Source organism: Agrobacterium sp. CMT1, from assembly GCF_037203725.1.
GTDB classification, from domain to species: Bacteria; Pseudomonadota; Alphaproteobacteria; order Rhizobiales; family Rhizobiaceae; genus Agrobacterium; species Agrobacterium pusense.
Map to the genome: position 1 here is coordinate 360,014 of NZ_JBBCAR010000001.1, position 16,826 is coordinate 376,839.

Here is a 16,826-nt window from a genome sequence, read left to right on the forward strand (position 1 = left end):
AGGGTTAAGAGGAAATTGAAACGCAATGGCCGAAAGGACGCATTTCATGGAGCTGGCGCTTTGGGAAGCCCGTGCCGCCGGCGAGCGGCAGGAGGTTCCAATCGGCGCCGTACTGGTACTGGACGGTCGCGTCATCGCCCGTTCCGGCAACCGCACCCGTGAATTGAACGATGTGACGGCGCATGCTGAAATCGCCGTGATCCGTATGGCCTGCGAGGCGCTGGGACAGGAACGCCTGCCCGGTGCCGATCTCTATGTGACACTGGAGCCTTGCACCATGTGCGCGGCGGCAATTTCATTTGCCCGTATCCGTCGGCTCTATTATGGCGCGCAAGACCCGAAGGGCGGTGCAGTGGAGAGTGGCGTGCGGTTCTTCAGCCAGCCGACATGCCATCATGCGCCGGATGTTTATTCGGGACTGGCGGAGAGTGAAAGTGCTGACATCCTGCGGCAATTTTTCCGCGGGAAACGTCTCGACGACTGAGCGACTCGCGGGAGACGTAAGCCTTCCCGCCAGCCATCAACCATTCGCCATTACTGGAAGGGGTTCCACCAGCTCTTGCCGGTGCCGGCCATTGCCGCTTCTTTCTTGCGGCGCTTTTCCTTTTTCTGCTCCGGCTCGCCGAGATCGGTCAGCTGATCCTGCGGAACGCTGCGATATTCGGCCGGCGGATCGGTGAGGAACTTGCGCTGGGCGTTGACCACAGAGCCGCCCTGGGCTTCGGCCTTGGCCTTGCGGAAGGCTTCCCACTTCTGGCTTTCCGTCATCTGACCGGCGGTGCCGTTGCCGGCGAGCAGCGGCGAACGATAATGCGGGTTGTTCTTGTTGGCATCCGCCTCATCGCGCAGGCGTTCGCGGGTTTCTTCCGGCGATTCGACCCATTGCGGGTTGTTTTCACGGCTCGCCATGTTCTGCTGCGGCTGAGCCAGCTGCTCGGCACGGGCCTGGGCGGGAACGACGAGGCCCGGGCGAGGACCATATTTCAGGTTGCGCTTGGTCTGGTCGCCGGTGATCGAGGTTGCGTTGCCGAGATCGTCGACAAGCTGTTCGGCTGCCGTCTTGCCCGTACCGTAGGTCGGGCTCGTGCACGCGCCGAGCAGCACGCCTATCGTCGTGACGCCAACCACCGTGCGAAACATGCCCAAACCCTGCGCATTACCCTGCATCGTCTTCATTGAAACCCTTCCAGCCGTCCGTCCCACTTCGCCAGACATCGTCTTTCGGCAGGCGGCAGCCCCGCATTGCCCTGTAAATCCGGCCATTTTCAGGCAGGTGTACCGGATGAAGAGGCAAAGCGCAATTCATCCGGCCATTTTCATTATGCCAGGGCCGCAAGCTCGCGCAGGGCGGCCGCATCGCGCGCCGAGACATCGGGATAATCCGGATCGGAGCCGACATCGGTGGTGATGCGCCACGAACGCGCGCATTTTTCACCTTCCGCGAGCTTCTGCTCGACCACGACCTTCGGAACTTCCGGCAGGCGGAAACCGTCGGCAGGGCCTTCGTCACCCACAACCGTGATGGCCGAGGTGATGCAGATTTCGGCGAAGTCCTGATCCTTCAGCGCGGCCAGAAGATCGGCGTCGGCGATGTGGACGACCGGAGCCGCTTCCAGCGAAGAACCGATGCGCTTTTCACGGCGCTCGACTTCAAGCGCGCCCGTCACGACGGTGCGGACCTTGCGGATTTTTTCCCACTTCGCTTCCAGCGCATCATTCTTCCAGTTTGCCGGGATTTCCGGGAACTGGGCGAGATGCACAGACTCCGCATCCGGGTAGCGCGACAGCCATGCTTCTTCCGTGGTGAAGGGCAGCATGGGGGCAAGCCACGTCACCAGGCAATCGAACAGCTTGGCGATGACCGACAGGGCCGCGCGACGCTTCAGTGACGACGGCGCGTCGCAATACAGCGTGTCCTTGCGGACGTCGAAATAGAAGGCCGAAAGCTCGACATTGGCAAAGTCGATCAGCGCACGGGTGATCTTCTTGAACTCGAAGCCGTCATAACCTTCGCGAACAACGCCATCCAGTTCGGACAGGCGGTGCAGCACCAGCTTTTCCAGCTCCGGCAGATCGTCATAGGCGATCTCCTCACCCTTGTAATGGGCGAGCGTACCGAGCATCCAGCGGATGGTGTTGCGCAGCTTGCGATAGGCATCGACATTGGTCTGGATGATGGCCTTGCCGAGGCGCTGGTCTTCCCAGTAATCCGTGGTCATCACCCACAGGCGCAGGATATCGGCACCCGACTGGCTCATGACTTCCTGCGGAGCAACCACGTTGCCGAGCGACTTCGACTGTTTGCGCCCCTGCTCGTCCATGGTGAAACCGTGGGTCACAACGGCATTGTAAGGCGCACGGCCGCGCGTCGCGCAGCTTTCGAGCAGCGACGAATGGAACCAGCCGCGATGCTGGTCGGAGCCTTCGAGATAGACATCCGCCGGCCACTTCAAGTCCGGGCGGTCTTCCAGCGTGAAGGTGTGAGTGCAGCCGCTGTCGAACCAGACGTCGAGGATGTCCATGACCTGCTGCCACTTGGCATGGTCGTGGTCATTGCCAAGGAAGCGTTCCTTGGCGCCTTCGGCAAACCAGGCATCCGCGCCTTCGGCCTCGAAAGCCTCAAGGATGCGGGCGTTGACGGCCTCGTCGACCAGAACTTCACCTTTCTCGTCGGCGAAGACGGCGATCGGCACGCCCCAGCTGCGCTGGCGCGACAGAACCCAGTCCGGGCGGCCTTCGATCATGGCGCGCAGGCGGTTCTGGCCGGAAGCGGGCACGAAGCGGGTCTGGTCGATGGCGGAAAGCGAACGGGAGCGCAGCGTCGTGCCGTCGCCCAGTTCCTTGTCCATATAGACGAACCATTGCGGCGTGTTGCGGAAGATGACAGGCTTCTTGGAGCGCCAGCTATGCGGATAGCTGTGCTTCAGACGGCCGCGGGCGAACAGGTTGTTTTCCGCGATCAGCGCCTTGATGACGCGGTCATTGGCGTCACCCTTCTTGCCGTTATCGTCCATGACACGGGCGGCACCGCCTTCGGCCGATGGGCCGAAACCGGGGGCGTCTTCGGTGTAGAAACCGTCATCGCCGACCGTGAACGGGATCTTGGACGAGATGCCGCGCGCTTCCAGATCGCGCGCCTGCGCCATCCACGCGTCAAAGTCCTCGCGGCCATGGCCGGGGGCTGTGTGCACGAAGCCGGTACCGGCATCGTCGGTGACGTGATCGCCATCGAGAACCGGAACAGGGAAGGTGTAACCCAGCGATGCCAGCGGGTGGGCGCAGGTAACAGCGGCGAGCTCCTCCGCCTTCACATCGCGCAGGCGTGTGAATTCGAGCTTCGCCTTGGCAAAGCATTCGGCTGCCAGCTTGTCTGCGAAGACGAGCTTTTCGCCCGGCTGCGGTCCGAAATCATTGGCCGCCGCCGTGACCTCATAAAGGCCATAGGCGATGCGCGACGAAAACGAGATGGCGCGGTTGCCGGGGATCGTCCACGGCGTGGTCGTCCAGATGACGATGGAAGCGCCGTCAAGCTCGGCAGAGCCTTCAACGACCGGGAACTTCACCCAGATCGTGTCGCTCTCGACGTCATGATATTCGACTTCCGCTTCCGCCAGCGCCGTGCGCTCCACGACCGACCACATGATCGGCTTGGAACCGCGGTAAAGCTGGCCGCTCTTGGCGATTTTCAAAAGTTCGCCGGCGATGCGGGCTTCCGCGTGGAAGTTCATCGTCGTGTAGGGGTTTTCGAAGTCACCCTCGATGCCGAGGCGCTTGAACTCCTCCGACTGGACCTTGATCCAGCCGGCTGCGAACTCACGGCACTCCTTGCGGAATTCGTTGACCGGAACCTCGTCCTTGTTCTTGCCCTTGGCGCGGTAGGCTTCCTCGATCTTCCATTCGATCGGCAGGCCATGGCAATCCCAGCCGGGCACGTAATTGGCGTCGTAACCGCGCATCTGGAACGAGCGGGTGATGACGTCCTTCAGGATCTTGTTCAGCGCATGGCCGATATGGATGTTGCCGTTGGCATAGGGCGGGCCGTCATGCAGCACGAATTTCTCGCGGCCGGCGGCCGAGGCGCGCAGCTTCTTGTAGAGACCCATTTCCTGCCAGCGCTTCACCGTTTCCGGTTCTTTCTGCGGCAGGCCGGCGCGCATCGGAAAATCCGTCTGCGGAAGATAGAGGGTGGTGGAGTAGTCCAGTTTTTCTGCGGTGTCGCTCATGATCATACCGTTGTTGCGCGCCGTGCGGGCCGCGCCATATCAATTGCAAAGAGGGCAAAGTCGGAAAGCGCCACGTCCGTCTGTCACAGAAGCGCCAAAATCCCGGACCTTCCGGCTCTCTCAGAGCGGGCGGAAGGCCGGGCCAATAATTCGGCCAATCTGAACTGCAAATTTCAACCGGTATTGGGACATGGCCGGTTGTTTATGCGGTTTTCCGGTAAAAAGGAAGAGAAAAGCGACGGCAAGGGGCGGGCGAATAAGGACATGCCCCACAGCCTGCTCAAAACGCGATCTTCGCGTCCACTTCGCTCAGCGGCTGCACACCCGACAGCATCGCCCTCGCCTCTTCTTCATCCCGCTTGATCTGCGCCACGAGCGGATCGAGACCATCGAATTTCAACTCATCGCGCAGATGCCCGAAGAAAGAGACCGAACAGACCTCGCCATAAAGATCACCGGAGAAATCGAAGACGAATGTCTCGAGCAGCGCTGCGCCGTTGTCCGTGACGGTCGGGCGATAGCCGAAGCTCGCCACGCCGTCGCGGATCGAGCCATCGGGTCGGCGGAAGCGGACGGCATATATGCCGGCCTTCAGTTCCGTTTCCGGCGCCAGCGCCATGTTGGCGGTGGGGTAACCCAGCGTGCGGCCAAGCTTCTGGCCGCCGATGACTTCGCTTTCCACCGTGAAACGGTAACCAAGCAGGCCTGCGGCGCCCGCCACATCACCCTCGCACAGAAGCGAGCGTATCCGGCTGGAAGAGACGACATCCGCGCCCTCGTCGCGGAAAGCGTCCACTAGCGTCACATCGAAGCCATGGCGTTTTCCGGCTTCCATCAGGAATGCCGGCCCACCTTCCCGGCCCTTGCCGAAATGGAAATCGAAACCGGTGACGACGGCGCTCGCATGCAGCCAGTCAATCAGGATGGACTGGACGAACTCTTCCGCCGAGCGCTGCGAAAACTCGCGGTCGAACGGATATTCGATGACCGAGCGGAAACCGATGGCCTCAAGGATGCGCGCCTTCAATGGCGCAGGCGTGAGGCGAAAGACCGGCGTATCGGGCCTGAACACGGAACGGGGATGCGGCTCGAAGGTCAGCACCAGCGCGGGGACGCCGCGGGCTTCCGCCAGTTCCAGCGCGCGATCCAGCACGGCCCGGTGGCCGCGATGCACGCCATCGAAATTGCCGATGGCGACGACGCCGCCACGAAGAGCTTCGGGCAGCGGCTCTTTTTTTTCATTGCGGTGAAAGACGGTCATGACAGTCGATCCATTCCAGCGCCAGCTACTCCCGAGGGGAGACGTGGAAATGCGTCCTCAGGCAAGTCGGGGCATCCACCAGCCGGGTGAAGCGCCCTGCCCCTTGAGATAGGCATTGAGAAGCGCCTCGTCCGTCTGGCCGTTCAGCGTATATTCGGCGACGTGAATACCGCCGCTGATATAAAGAAGGTTGAGACCGCTCGCAATCGCGCCCTTCACATCCGTCGGCATGCCGTCACCGATGGCGAGAACGCGATCCTTGGCGAAGGCGCCGCGCACTTCCTTGGCCGCTGCAAGGCAGGCCTCATAGATCGGCGCATGCGGCTTTCCGGCGATGCGAACCTCGCCGCCAAGCTGTTCGTAATAGGCGGCCATGGCGCCGGCGCAGGGAATGATGCGCTCGCCGCGCTCCACCACCAGATCCGGGTTGGCGCAGATCATCGGCACGTTGCGGGCAATAAAGCCCTTAAGCATTTCGGTATAGTCCTCCGGCGTCTCCGTCTCGTCGTCGAAGAAGCCGGTGCAGACCACGGAGTCCGCGTCGGCCTCGCCAACCACCTCGACATCGAGACCCTCCAACAGCGGCATATCCCGCTGCGGTCCCAGCAGGAAGACTTTTCTGGGGCCTTCCGCGATCAGGCCACGCGTTACATCGCCCGAGGTGACGATGCGGTCATAGGCCTCGTCGGGCACGCCGAGCACACGCAGCTGGGCGATGACGCCGGGCGCGGGACGCGGTGAATTGGTGATGAGAACCACGGTCTTGCCGGCTTCGCGCGCGCTTCTCAGGGCAATGGCCGCGTCCGGAAAGGCGCTGACGCCATTGTGCAGCACGCCCCAGACATCCGACAGGATAACGTCGAACCCATCAGTGATTTCGCCGAGAGTTTGAATGCGGTGGGCCATGAGATGCTTTCCGGATGCGAGAAGAGTGTGTGCGTCACATCGCAAAGCGGGGCGCCGATGGCAAGGAAAAAAGCGCCGCCGGTCCGGGCTTCGGACTGAACGGAATGGCGCGTCACACTCGACGTCATCCTCAGGCTTGCACCGCGCGTCCAAACCCGTCACGAAAATCAATGCGTTGTCAGATCATATTCCCGGGACAAGCCTGAGGAAGACAGCGGCGCGCTTTTCGAGCCTTCCAGCCTCCCGATGTGAAGCTTCATAGCATCGCGCAGACATAGAAATTCCTGTCATGGAACGCTGGTAACCATAAGCCATGAAATTTTTCAGACAGGGCGTTCTTGACTCCGGAAGAAGCCCTCCTTATCTCGGTTCCGCTGGCACTCGATAAACGAGAGTGCTAACACCCATCAGGCGAGTTCCAAAAGCTCGCGCAGTCATTTGATCGAGGGATTAGACAATGACAAGCACCAATTTCCGCCCGCTTCACGATCGCGTCGTTGTTCGTCGCGTTGAGTCCGAAGAAAAGACCAAGGGCGGCATCATCATTCCCGACACCGCCAAGGAAAAGCCGCAGGAAGGCGAAATCGTCGCCGTCGGTTCCGGCGCACGTGACGAAGCCGGCAAGGTCGTCGCTCTCGACGTCAAGGTTGGCGATCGCGTTCTGTTCGGCAAGTGGTCGGGCACCGAAGTCAAGCTCAACGGCGAAGACCTTCTGATCATGAAGGAAGCCGACATCATGGGCATCATCGGCTGATTTCGGCCACCCCATCCTTCCTTAAATTTCAAGCCGGACCCCGTCCGGCCATTCGAAACCAGGAGTTTTGAAAATGGCAGCCAAAGAAGTAAAATTCGGCCGCACAGCACGCGAAAAGATGCTCAAGGGCGTCGACGTTCTTGCTGATGCAGTGAAGGTAACCCTCGGCCCGAAGGGTCGTAACGTCGTTATCGACAAGTCCTTCGGCGCTCCGCGCATCACCAAGGACGGCGTTTCGGTCGCCAAGGAAATCGAACTGGAAGACAAGTTCGAGAACATGGGCGCACAGCTCGTTCGCGAAGTTGCCTCCAAGACCAACGACATCGCCGGTGACGGCACCACCACAGCGACCGTTCTGGCCCAGGCCATCGTTCGCGAAGGTTCCAAGGCAGTCGCTGCTGGCATGAACCCGATGGACCTGAAGCGCGGTATCGATCTGGCCGTTGCTGAAGTCGTCAAGGACCTTCAGGCCAAGGCCAAGAAGATCAACACCTCTGAAGAAGTTGCGCAGGTCGGCACGATCTCCGCAAACGGCGAACGTCAGATCGGTCTCGACATTGCTGAAGCAATGCAGAAGGTCGGCAACGAAGGCGTCATCACCGTTGAAGAAGCCAAGACCGCTGAAACCGAACTCGAAGTCGTCGAAGGCATGCAGTTCGACCGCGGCTACCTGTCGCCCTACTTCGTGACCAACCCGGAAAAGATGGTGGCTGACCTCGAAGACGCCTACATCCTCCTGCACGAAAAGAAGCTCTCGAACCTCCAGGCCATGCTGCCGGTTCTCGAAGCTGTCGTTCAGACCGGCAAGCCGCTCGTCATCATCGCTGAAGACGTCGAAGGCGAAGCTCTTGCAACGCTCGTCGTCAACAAGCTGCGTGGCGGCCTCAAGATCGCTGCCGTCAAGGCTCCTGGCTTCGGCGACCGCCGCAAGGCCATGCTGGAAGACATCGCCATCCTGACCGGCGGTACCGTCATTTCCGAAGACCTCGGCATCAAGCTCGAAAACGTTACGCTCGACATGCTCGGCAAGTCGAAGAAGGTTTCGATCTCCAAGGAAAACACCACGATCGTTGACGGCGCCGGCCAGAAGTCCGACATCGAAGGTCGTGTTGCCCAGATCAAGGCCCAGATCGAAGAAACCACCTCCGACTACGACCGCGAAAAGCTGCAGGAACGCCTTGCCAAGCTCGCTGGCGGCGTTGCCGTTATCCGCGTTGGCGGTTCGACGGAAGTCGAAGTGAAGGAAAAGAAGGACCGCATCGACGACGCTCTCAACGCGACGCGCGCTGCTGTTCAGGAAGGCATCGTGCCTGGTGGTGGCGTGGCTCTGCTGCGTTCGTCCACGAAGATCGCCGTCAAGGGCGAAAACGACGACCAGGAAGCTGGTATCAACATCATCCGCCGCGCCCTGCAGGCTCTGGTTCGCCAGATTGCAGACAACGCTGGTGACGAAGCTTCCATCGTTGTTGGCAAGATCCTCGAGAAGAACGAAGACAACTACGGCTACAACGCCCAGACCGGCGAATATGGCGACCTGATCCAGCTCGGCATCGTCGACCCGGTCAAGGTTGTCCGCACGGCTCTGCAGAACGCAGCTTCGGTTGCTTCGCTGCTGATCACCACCGAAGCCATGATCGCCGAGCTTCCGAAGAAGGACGCTCCGATGCCGGCAATGCCGGGCGGCGGCATGGGCGGCATGGACTTCTAATCAGTCCTGTCACCGGAATAATGAAAGGGCGGTCTTCGGATCGCCCTTTTTCGTTGGCCGCCCATGCCCCTTGAGTGGTCCGGCGTCGCCAGCGCGCCGGACGGGCGGCATGGACTTCTAATAAGGCCTGTCACCGGAATAATGAAAGGGCGGTCTTCGGATCGCCCTTTTTCGTTGGCCGCCCATGCCCCTTGAGTGGTCCGGCGTCGCCAACGCGCCGGACGGGCGGCATGGACTTCTAACCAGTTCTGTCATCGGAATAATGAATGGGCGGTCTTCGGATCGCCCTTTTTCTTTGGCCGCCCATGCCCCTTGAGTGGTCCAGCGTCGCCAGCGCGCCAGACGGGGCGGCATGGACTTCTAATCAGTCCTGTCATCGGGATAAGGAACGGCACTCGTCGGATCGGCCTTGTTTCCCGGCCGAAGAAAAAGGGGCGCGTCTATGAAGCTCGACGCCAGACTGAGCAGAACGTCGGCACTTCCCAGAGAGATGCCTCGTAAAATCAACCGGTTGCACAATTTCGAAGGCCCACGCGGAAGGGCTCAAATATTGTCCCGTTTTGGAACAGCGCCGCATTTGTCCAGCCGTTTTTTGCGACCCGTGGAATATTGCGGTGGCGCTTCTGCGAATCATCGTCACCACGGGACTCGATATCGGCGCCAAGTGACCTCTAAGTACGCTATTTAGTTGTGGCTTTTCACAAGTCTCGCGGTTTTGAAGAAGAAATACATATTATTTTTATATTTCTCACTGACTGGTTGTTGTAGGTAGAAGAAAATAAACTATAAGCAGCCCCCGTAAGGGTGCCGCGACGGGACGCAAGCATTGAAGGGGTTTCGATGCCTGGCAGATACGTCCGACTGCGGATGGCGGTGGAAGTTCGACCCGGCGATAACGCTTCAAAAGCGGCGCCGGCGCGATGTTCATACGGGGGAGCGAATTGTTCGAAATATCAAGACGCAACGATGCTTTGCCCGCGGCGGCTCCCACCACACCGGATCCACGGACTTTGGCGCGTTTCTTCATTTCGGAAGAATGGAGCAGTGAGCTTTCGAGCGGTGTCATCCGGCTCGGCGAACACGCATCTTTCATGCATGGCCTGCCGCCGGGTGAATGCGGCCTGCTCAGCCTCGTCCGCTGTTACGACCGCGCTGACCACGCCCGGGTGCTGGAACTATTCGAACAGGCTTCTTCCGCCCCCTCGCGTTTCTGCTTTTCAACCGGCATCTCGATGTTGCCGGCCCTGCGGCAACCGGTCATCTGCATGGGTGAATCCTTCAATTTTGAAGATGGCCAGCCCGGTCGTATCACGGGACTGTTCCTGTTTCCCCGTTTCGAAGACATGCGCTTCGCCGCCTGATATCCTGTTTCCGGTTTCACCATCGTTCACAAAATAAAGACAATTCGTCTTCTGTTGTTCATCTTTATGGGCGAATGATTTTCAGTCATTGATATCTCCAGACATTGCCCCAACCGGCGAAACGCCGATCATTTACCGGAGATTTCCATGTCCAGCAGCCAGAACGTTCTCGTTCTTATTGCCCGCATTCTGCTATCCTTCATCTTTATCTATGCCGGCTTCGGCAAGCTTACCGATCCGGCCGGTACGGCCGGCATGATCGCCGGTGCCGGCATGCCTGCCGCAACCGCGCTTGCATATCTCGCAGGCCTCTTCGAACTCGTGACCGGCCTTGCCATTCTCGTCGGTTTCCAGACGAAAATCGCCGCCTGGGCGCTTGCCGTCTTCTGCGTCTTCACCGGCCTCGTTTTCCACAGCGGCACCGTTGCCGTTCCCGGCTGGCCTGACCCGGCGCTTGGCTGGATCAATGCGTTGAACGGCATCATGCTGATGAAAAACATCACCCTGGCCGGCGCTTATATCCTGCTCGCCGCCTTCGGTCCCGGCGCCTATTCCGTCGATGCAAAGCGCGGCGTCGCTCTGGCTCACGCTTAGTTCAGGCGTCCCGCCAACGAAAAAGCCGCTGGAGCGATCCAGCGGCTTTTGTGTTTTGATGCTCAGACCGCCGCCCTGATGCGCGACGCTATCTCCTCAATCCTTCCATCGCCGTCGTGCTCCGGTTTGCGGGCGCGGACAAAGCAGGCTTCCGAACGCACGATGATACCGTCGGAGAGAATTTTCAGATGGTTGGCTTTCAGCGTCGAACCCGTGGAGGTGATATCAACGATGATATCCGCCTGCCCCGCCGCCGGCGCGCCTTCGGTGGCACCGAGGCTTTCGACGATGCGGTAAAGCTGGATGCCGTGCTGGCGTGAAAAGAACTGCTGCGTCAGCCGCCAGTATTTGGTGGCGATGGCGAGCCTTCGACCATGGCGGGCGCGGAACTCCGAAGCGACATCACCCAGATCCGCCATGCTGTCCACATCCAGCCAGATTTCCGGCACGGCGACCACGACGTCGGCATGCCCAAAACCGAGACGGGCGCAGAATTCCACCTGCGCATCGGCGTTGGTCAGCCCTTCACGCACAAGGTCCTCCCCGGTCACGCCGAAATCTACCGTGCCGGCGCCGATCTCGCGGGCGATTTCTGACGCCGACAGATAGGCGATCTCGATATCGTCGCGCCCTTCGACGCGGCCCCGATAGGAACGATCATTGCCGACGGCAGCGACTTTCAGCCCGGCGCGTTCCAGAACGGCGGAGGAGTCTTCCTTCATCCGGCCCTTGGAGGGCAATGCGATGGTGATCATGGCTTACTCCCGCGCACCGTTTCGATGCGATCCAGCCAGAGCGAGAAGCCCACGGCCGGGATTTTTTCCTGTGCGCCGAGCAGCGTCAGCAGCCGGTCGAAACGGCCGCCACCGGCGAGAACACTATCTCCACCCGCTTCCACCACCTCGAAAACAAGGCCGGTATAATAGTCGAGCGGACGACCGAAGGCCGCGCCATAGGTGACGGTTTCGAGGTCAGCGCCCGCGTTAGAAAGAGCTGCGACACGTTTGTCGAAAGCGGAAAGCGCCCCGTCCAGTTTCAGCTTCGCCTTTGCAGCAAAATCGGCCAGAACCTGCGAGGCCTGCGGCAGAGGCGCCTTCAAAGCGAGGAACTGCTTCAGCAGCGCAAAGCTGTCATCCGGTAGACGTGTGGCCGCAAGGGCCAGTTTTTCCCGCAGGCGGCGGGCGATTTCCTGTGGTGAACGGCTTGCATTGGTGGAGTAGCCGGTTTCCTGCATCACCGTATCGAGATAATCGACCAGCACCGCCTCATCCCCGGTCGCCAATAGCCCGGCAACGCGGGCGTCGAGCCCGGTCATCGGCTTGGGATGCATGAGGCTTTCCAGCAACGCGTCAAGCTGCGCCATGTCACCGAAGGCCTGTACCAGCCGCTTCTGCCAGCCGAGCGGCAGGCCAAGGGCGGCAACAACCGCCTCGAACACCTGTTGATCGCCCAGGGTGACGGCAAGCGCCCGGCCCGGCAGCAGACGCTGCAGAATCCCGGTGGCATCGATGACGGCACGCGCATCGGCGGCAGCAATATCGGTATCGCCGAGATCCTCGATGCCGGCCTGATAAAATTCGTTCGCACCTTCGCGGCGCTGGCGGAAGACTTCACCGAGATAGGAATAACGTTTGGGTGTGCCGGTCGCCGTCTCGATATGGCGCAGGCAGACGGGAATGGTGAATTCGGGCCGCAGGCACAGGCTCTCACCCGTCTCGCTTTCCGTCATGAAGATACGGCGGCGCAAATCCTCGCCAGCCATATCCAGAAACGGTTCCGCAGGCTGGATGACGGGCGTGTTCACGCGACTCGTGCGGCGCGCGGCGAATTCTTCCAGTAGCTCTCCGGAAAACTCCGGCATGTCGATCAGGGGCATGGGATATTTCCTGTATACGCCGCGAGATACCCCCCTCTGTCACTTCGTGACATCTCCCCCTCAAGGGGGGAGATCAGTGGGAGTACGCCGCGCCGGCCGCTTGCAGATCTCCCCCCGTGAGGGGGAGATGTCCGGCAGGACAGAGGGGGGTAAGCGGCTGACACCACGTTACTTACTTTGCGCCCGCGCCAAATCTTCAGCTTGTGCGGCCAGAATCTCGCGGACCTTTGCCACCAGCTCGGCCTCCGGCACGCTGACCTGGGCCACACGCGCCTCGCGCCAGCTGGCATTGTCCTCGATCTCGCCGGAGAGGCGCTTGCCTTCGATCAGGTCCTTGATCTGCACCACGCCTTCGGCGCGCTCGTCACCGCCCTGAATGATGGCAATGGGGGAACCGAGGCGGTCGGCGTATTTCAGCTGGTTGCCGAATTTCTTCCAGTTGCCCTGATACATTTCAGCGCGGATGCCTTCGGCCCGCAGCCCCTGGGTGAAACGCTGATAACGACTCATGCTCTCCACATCACCATCCATGACGGTGATGAGAACGGGTGCGAGCGGCTTCACCTGGCCGAGCTTGCCGAGGTTCTTCAGCGCCGTCATCAGGCGAGAAACGCCGATGGAGAAGCCCGTGGCGGGAACCGGCTGGCCCATGAAGCGGGAGACGAGGCCGTCATAACGGCCGCCGCCGCCGACGGAGCCGAACACGACCTTTTCGCCCTTTTCGTTGGTGACGTCGAAGGTGAGCTCGGCCTCATAGACCGGGCCTGTATAATATTCGAGGCCGCGAACGACCGAGGGGTCGATCTTGATGCGATCCGCATCGTAACCGGCAGTGGAGACCAGAGCGCCGATGATGTTTAGTTCATCAACGCCTTCCTCGCCTTTCGAGGTGCCCGCGACCAGTTTCGCCAGATCATCGGCGCTTGCCGCATAATCCTTGATTCCGACAAAAAACAGGACCTTTTCGATCTGCTCGTCACCGAGACCGGCACCCTTAGTAAAGTCACCGGACTCGTCCTTGCGGCCGGGTCCGAGCAGCAGCTTCACACCCTCAGGGCCGAACTTGTCGAGCTTATCAATAGCGCGCAGCACGTTCAAACGACGACCGGCATTTTCCTCGCCACCGAGACCGATGGCTTCCATGACGCCATCGAGCACCTTGCGGTTGTTGACTCGGATAACGTAATCTCCGCGCTTGATGCCGAGTGCTTCCAGCGTATCCGCCATCATCATGCACATTTCGGCATCCGCCTGCACGCCGGCAGCACCCACCGTATCGGCATCGAACTGCATGAACTGCCGGAAACGGCCGGGGCCGGGCTTTTCATTGCGGAAGACATAACCGGCGCGATAGGTGCGGTATGGCAGCTGGATTTCGTTAAAGTTTTCAGCCACATGGCGTGCGAGCGGCGCCGTCAGATCGTAGCGCAGGCTCATCCACTGGTCGTCGTCATCCTGCAACGAAAACACGCCCTCGTTCGGACGATCGCTGTCCGGTAGGAACTTGCCGAGCGCATCGGTATATTCGAACTGCGGCGTTTCGATCGGGTCGAAACCGTAAAGCTCATAAACCCTGCGGATCTTGTCGATCATCTCGTTGGTGGCATGGATATCGGCAGCCGAGCGGTCCACGAAGCCGCGCGGCAGGCGGGCTTTCAGTTTCTGAGGCTTTTTTGCTTTTTCGCTCATGATGCCGATCCGATATTTTCCTGAAATTATGCCGGTGCTAAAGCGCGCCGCGCTTTAAATTCTGTTTTTACGCATGTCTTTATCCCAAAACCGCTGCGCACTTTTGGGAGACATGCTTTAGAGGATGAAGCCCTGTGCGGCAAGCCGCAAAGGCTCCGGTTTTACTGGCCGCGAAGGACAAGCGATGCTATATGGGATGCATGTATCCCATTTTAGTCGGAAAGGACGCAAGCGATGAGCAAACAGACGGCCATCCGCCTCCCGGATGAGACCTATGAGCGTCTGAAGGCGCTTTCCGAGCGCACCGGACGCACATCAGCCTATTATATCCGCGAGGCGATCGAGAAGCATATCGAAGATATGGAAGATCTTTATCTCGCCGAAGAGGCGACGCGGCGACGGATCGCAAACAATGAGCGCACCTATACTCTGGAAGAAGTGATGCGCAATCTTGACCTGGAAAATTGAGTTCCAGCACCGCGCCGTCAAGCAGCTTGAAAAGCTGGCGAAGCAAGATGCCAACCGCATCGTTTCGTTTCTGGCAGACAGGGTGGTGCAAAATGAAAATCCCCGCCAGACTGGTGCCGCCCTGCAAGGCTCCGAACTCGGCATTATTGGCGCTACCGGGTGGGCGATTATCGCATCATCTGCGATATACAGGATCATAAGCTCGTCGTGCTGGTGGTCGAAATCGGCCATCGCCGCGAAATTTACCGTTAGGCATTCATGATCCTCGAAGCCCTGCAATATGCTGCGACACGCGCGGTCACGCCGAAAGAATTCCGGCCGCATATCCGCTATTCCGTCAATCTCTGGGCACGCGCCAACCGTTGCGCCAAAGCCTGGGCGGAGCATGAAAACAACAGCCGGCAATTCGTGCTGCAATCGGCGAGAAAGCTGAAGCAGAGACGGACCGCCGTGGTGCTGGGGTCCGGCCTGTTGCGGGATGTGCCCCATGAGGCGCTGGTGGCGATGTTCGATACCGTCGTTCTGGTCGATCTGGTACATCTCGCCAGCGTGCAGGCGAAGTTGCGGCTCAATGCCAAAAAGAACGTCCGCATCGCCAATCGCGATCTTTCCGGCTTCGATGATCTCATGGCCGACCGACCGGCGGAACCGCTCGATTTCCTGCGGCGGGTGCCCTATCTCGATTTTGTCGTCTCGGCCAACCTGCTGTCGCAGATCGGTACGGGTGCACAGCATCGGCTGGAACGGCAGAAAATAGCGACTGTGCCTGATGATCTCCTGCCGAAACTCATTCATACGCATCTCGATGCGCTGGCCGGTCTGCCCTGCAAGGTGTGCCTCGTGACGGACACCGCCTTCGATGTCATCGGCAAGGATGGAAGCCTGCACCAGAACGAAGACCTGCTGCACGGCATTGAGCTTCCCGCGCCCGCCGCTGCATGGGAATGGCCGCTCGCGCCGCTTGGCGAGGAAAGCAAGGATTATCGCATCGTGCACCACGTCATTGCACGCGAACTTACCTGATCGTCATGCTTATTCCATAATTTCAGCGGTAACTTCACATCATGTCCCATGTGGTCCGCACATTGATGTTCCTTGCCTGCCTGCTTTACGGCGCGATGCCGGCGCAGATGGCGATGAGCATGCCGACAGGCTCGCAATTGCCGATGAAACATCAAGATACCCAATCACACCCGCAAGATCACGGTTCTCAAACGCCTGCGCAGAATGCCGCTCATGAAGCGGGAACGGGCGGTTGCTGCCCCCACGGCAACGATGCTTCGCATCCGGATTCCTGCGCCGCCTGCCTGATCGTGGTTCCACGAATGATATTTGCCGATGCCGGGCGGATGACATTCGCCTATCCGAAGCCGCAACGCGGCACTGTGTTTGACGGCAAGGCTTTCGCGCCGCCGCTACCGCCTCCCCGCGCCTGACCGCAGATTTTTCAGACCGACTTTCGAAAAATCCGTCAGACACAGGAAGGATAATCCATGTCTATCAAGACCATTACGCTCGCCGCCGCTTTTGCGGCCTCTCTCGCCATGCCCGCTTTTGCACAGGACGCCGGCGGCCATGCCGGACACGACATGTCAAAAGGCAGCATGAGCGACAGCGCCTCCACCCAGGCCTTCATGGAAGCCAGCAAAAAGATGCATGGCAATATGGCCATCGATTATAGTGGTGATGCCGACGTCGATTTCGTGCGCGGCATGATCCCGCATCATCAGGGGGCGATCGATATGGCCAAGGTCCAACTGCAATACGGCAAGGACCCGGAAATCCGCAAGCTGGCCGAAGAAGTGATCAAGGCGCAGGAAGGCGAAATCGCCATGATGAAGGCCTGGCTGAAGTCCAGGGGCAAGTGATTGCTATTGTTGAAGGGGAGCGCCGGCTATGGCGCTCCTCCGGCAACTTTGCGGCATATTTCTTCCCCCGGCGGGGAGAAGAAACTTGCGACAGTTTTCTCATACAACGGCAAACGCG

16 protein-coding genes and 1 pseudogene are annotated in these 16,826 nt (G+C 59.9%); 10 read left to right on the plus strand and 7 right to left on the minus strand.

The genetic code is table 11. From position 1 onward, the window contains the following. Positions 1 to 25: 25 nt before the first annotated feature. Entirely contained in the window at positions 26 to 484 is a 459-nt protein-coding gene (locus tag WA845_RS01950) for a nucleoside deaminase (RefSeq protein WP_004440213.1), read from the plus strand. Between the two features lie 50 nt (positions 485 to 534). On the opposite strand, the gene WA845_RS01955 is transcribed toward WA845_RS01950, so the two are convergent. The 4 genes from WA845_RS01955 to WA845_RS01970 form a co-directional block, all read right to left on the minus strand. Beyond that, positions 535 to 1,176 carry a hypothetical protein gene (locus WA845_RS01955; RefSeq protein WP_004440212.1) on the minus strand — a complete coding sequence of 214 codons (642 nt, stop codon included), beginning with the start codon at positions 1,174 to 1,176 and terminating at the stop codon, positions 535 to 537. 143 nt (positions 1,177 to 1,319) lie between these two features. After that, positions 1,320 to 4,223: an isoleucine--tRNA ligase gene (ileS, locus tag WA845_RS01960; RefSeq protein WP_337322156.1), complete on the minus strand. Its 2,904-nt coding sequence runs from the start codon at positions 4,221 to 4,223 to the stop codon at positions 1,320 to 1,322. A gap of 280 nt (positions 4,224 to 4,503) precedes the next feature. Further along, the gene (locus WA845_RS01965) at positions 4,504 to 5,484 is read right to left on the minus strand and encodes a bifunctional riboflavin kinase/FAD synthetase (RefSeq protein WP_004440200.1); all 981 of its coding nucleotides are present in this window, start codon (positions 5,482 to 5,484) and stop codon (positions 4,504 to 4,506) included. Positions 5,485 to 5,541: 57 nt separating this feature from the next. After that, positions 5,542 to 6,390 (minus strand): TIGR01459 family HAD-type hydrolase, encoded by an 849-nt coding sequence (locus WA845_RS01970; RefSeq protein ID WP_004440197.1) that lies wholly within the window; start codon positions 6,388 to 6,390, stop codon positions 5,542 to 5,544. Positions 6,391 to 6,847: 457 nt separating this feature from the next. Between WA845_RS01970 and groES the strand changes: the two genes are divergently transcribed. The 4 genes from groES to WA845_RS01990 all read left to right on the plus strand — a co-directional run bounded on the left by groES (position 6,848) and on the right by WA845_RS01990 (position 10,807). After that, positions 6,848 to 7,144 (plus strand): co-chaperone GroES, encoded by a 297-nt coding sequence (gene groES, locus WA845_RS01975; RefSeq protein ID WP_004440196.1) that lies wholly within the window; start codon positions 6,848 to 6,850, stop codon positions 7,142 to 7,144. Between the two features lie 73 nt (positions 7,145 to 7,217). Next, on the plus strand, positions 7,218 to 8,852 hold the full coding sequence (gene groL, locus WA845_RS01980) for a chaperonin GroEL (RefSeq protein ID WP_004440194.1): 1,635 nt from the start codon (positions 7,218 to 7,220) through the stop codon (positions 8,850 to 8,852). A 920-nt stretch (positions 8,853 to 9,772) separates the two neighbouring features. Continuing rightward, entirely contained in the window at positions 9,773 to 10,213 is a 441-nt protein-coding gene (locus tag WA845_RS01985) for a hypothetical protein (protein ID WP_443111962.1), read from the plus strand. Between the two features lie 147 nt (positions 10,214 to 10,360). Beyond that, positions 10,361 to 10,807: a DoxX family protein gene (locus WA845_RS01990; RefSeq protein WP_004440191.1), complete on the plus strand. Its 447-nt coding sequence runs from the start codon at positions 10,361 to 10,363 to the stop codon at positions 10,805 to 10,807. A gap of 62 nt (positions 10,808 to 10,869) precedes the next feature. Here the strand turns inward: WA845_RS01990 and hisG are convergent, their stop codons facing one another. From hisG to hisS, 3 genes are all read right to left on the minus strand, one after another. After that, positions 10,870 to 11,562, minus strand: a complete 693-nt coding sequence (gene hisG, locus WA845_RS01995; RefSeq protein WP_004440190.1) for an ATP phosphoribosyltransferase — start codon at positions 11,560 to 11,562, stop codon at positions 10,870 to 10,872. Next, positions 11,559 to 12,683, minus strand: a complete 1,125-nt coding sequence (locus WA845_RS02000; protein ID WP_112553323.1) for an ATP phosphoribosyltransferase regulatory subunit — start codon at positions 12,681 to 12,683, stop codon at positions 11,559 to 11,561. The genes hisG and WA845_RS02000 overlap by 4 nt, the downstream gene beginning before the upstream one ends. A 168-nt stretch (positions 12,684 to 12,851) precedes the next feature. Further along, on the minus strand, positions 12,852 to 14,372 hold the full coding sequence (gene hisS, locus WA845_RS02005; protein WP_112553321.1) for a histidine--tRNA ligase: 1,521 nt from the start codon (positions 14,370 to 14,372) through the stop codon (positions 12,852 to 12,854). 234 nt (positions 14,373 to 14,606) lie between these two features. Here hisS and relB point away from each other — a divergent pair, with 234 nt between their 5' ends. The 5 genes and pseudogenes from relB (at position 14,607) to copM (ending at position 16,708) form a co-directional block, all read left to right on the plus strand. After that, complete coding sequence (gene relB, locus WA845_RS02010) at positions 14,607 to 14,840, plus strand: type II toxin-antitoxin system RelB family antitoxin (protein WP_004440186.1); 234 nt, start codon at positions 14,607 to 14,609, stop codon at positions 14,838 to 14,840. Continuing rightward, a pseudogene (locus WA845_RS02015) lies at positions 14,824 to 15,092 on the plus strand (type II toxin-antitoxin system RelE family toxin). The gene relB and the pseudogene WA845_RS02015 overlap by 17 nt, the downstream one beginning before the upstream one ends. A gap of 6 nt (positions 15,093 to 15,098) precedes the next feature. Further along, positions 15,099 to 15,863, plus strand: coding sequence for a hypothetical protein (locus WA845_RS02020; RefSeq protein WP_112553319.1), 765 nt, complete (start codon positions 15,099 to 15,101; stop codon positions 15,861 to 15,863). Between the two features lie 41 nt (positions 15,864 to 15,904). Then, positions 15,905 to 16,276 carry a hypothetical protein gene (locus tag WA845_RS02025; RefSeq protein ID WP_337322157.1) on the plus strand — a complete coding sequence of 124 codons (372 nt, stop codon included), beginning with the start codon at positions 15,905 to 15,907 and terminating at the stop codon, positions 16,274 to 16,276. A 57-nt stretch (positions 16,277 to 16,333) separates the two neighbouring features. Continuing rightward, complete coding sequence (gene copM / locus WA845_RS02030) at positions 16,334 to 16,708, plus strand: CopM family metallochaperone (protein ID WP_004440183.1); 375 nt, start codon at positions 16,334 to 16,336, stop codon at positions 16,706 to 16,708. Positions 16,709 to 16,826: the final 118 nt, after the last annotated feature.

Excerpts from the sequence above, each read along its gene's own strand:
- WA845_RS01950 (WP_004440213.1), top strand. The coding sequence starts at position 26 with ATGGCCGAAAGGACGCATTTCATGGAGCTGGCGCTTTGGGAAGCCCGT.
- WA845_RS01955 (WP_004440212.1), bottom strand. The coding sequence starts at position 1,176 with ATGAAGACGATGCAGGGTAATGCGCAGGGTTTGGGCATGTTTCGCACG.
- ileS (WP_337322156.1), bottom strand. The coding sequence starts at position 4,223 with ATGAGCGACACCGCAGAAAAACTGGACTACTCCACCACCCTCTATCTT.
- WA845_RS01965 (WP_004440200.1), bottom strand. The coding sequence starts at position 5,484 with ATGACCGTCTTTCACCGCAATGAAAAAAAAGAGCCGCTGCCCGAAGCT.
- WA845_RS01970 (WP_004440197.1), bottom strand. The coding sequence starts at position 6,390 with ATGGCCCACCGCATTCAAACTCTCGGCGAAATCACTGATGGGTTCGAC.
- groES (WP_004440196.1), top strand. The coding sequence starts at position 6,848 with ATGACAAGCACCAATTTCCGCCCGCTTCACGATCGCGTCGTTGTTCGT.
- groL (WP_004440194.1), top strand. The coding sequence starts at position 7,218 with ATGGCAGCCAAAGAAGTAAAATTCGGCCGCACAGCACGCGAAAAGATG.
- WA845_RS01985 (WP_443111962.1), top strand. The coding sequence starts at position 9,773 with ATGTTCATACGGGGGAGCGAATTGTTCGAAATATCAAGACGCAACGAT.
- WA845_RS01990 (WP_004440191.1), top strand. The coding sequence starts at position 10,361 with ATGTCCAGCAGCCAGAACGTTCTCGTTCTTATTGCCCGCATTCTGCTA.
- hisG (WP_004440190.1), bottom strand. The coding sequence starts at position 11,562 with ATGATCACCATCGCATTGCCCTCCAAGGGCCGGATGAAGGAAGACTCC.
- WA845_RS02000 (WP_112553323.1), bottom strand. The coding sequence starts at position 12,683 with ATGCCCCTGATCGACATGCCGGAGTTTTCCGGAGAGCTACTGGAAGAA.
- hisS (WP_112553321.1), bottom strand. The coding sequence starts at position 14,372 with ATGAGCGAAAAAGCAAAAAAGCCTCAGAAACTGAAAGCCCGCCTGCCG.
- relB (WP_004440186.1), top strand. The coding sequence starts at position 14,607 with ATGAGCAAACAGACGGCCATCCGCCTCCCGGATGAGACCTATGAGCGT.
- WA845_RS02020 (WP_112553319.1), top strand. The coding sequence starts at position 15,099 with ATGATCCTCGAAGCCCTGCAATATGCTGCGACACGCGCGGTCACGCCG.
- WA845_RS02025 (WP_337322157.1), top strand. The coding sequence starts at position 15,905 with ATGTCCCATGTGGTCCGCACATTGATGTTCCTTGCCTGCCTGCTTTAC.
- copM (WP_004440183.1), top strand. The coding sequence starts at position 16,334 with ATGTCTATCAAGACCATTACGCTCGCCGCCGCTTTTGCGGCCTCTCTC.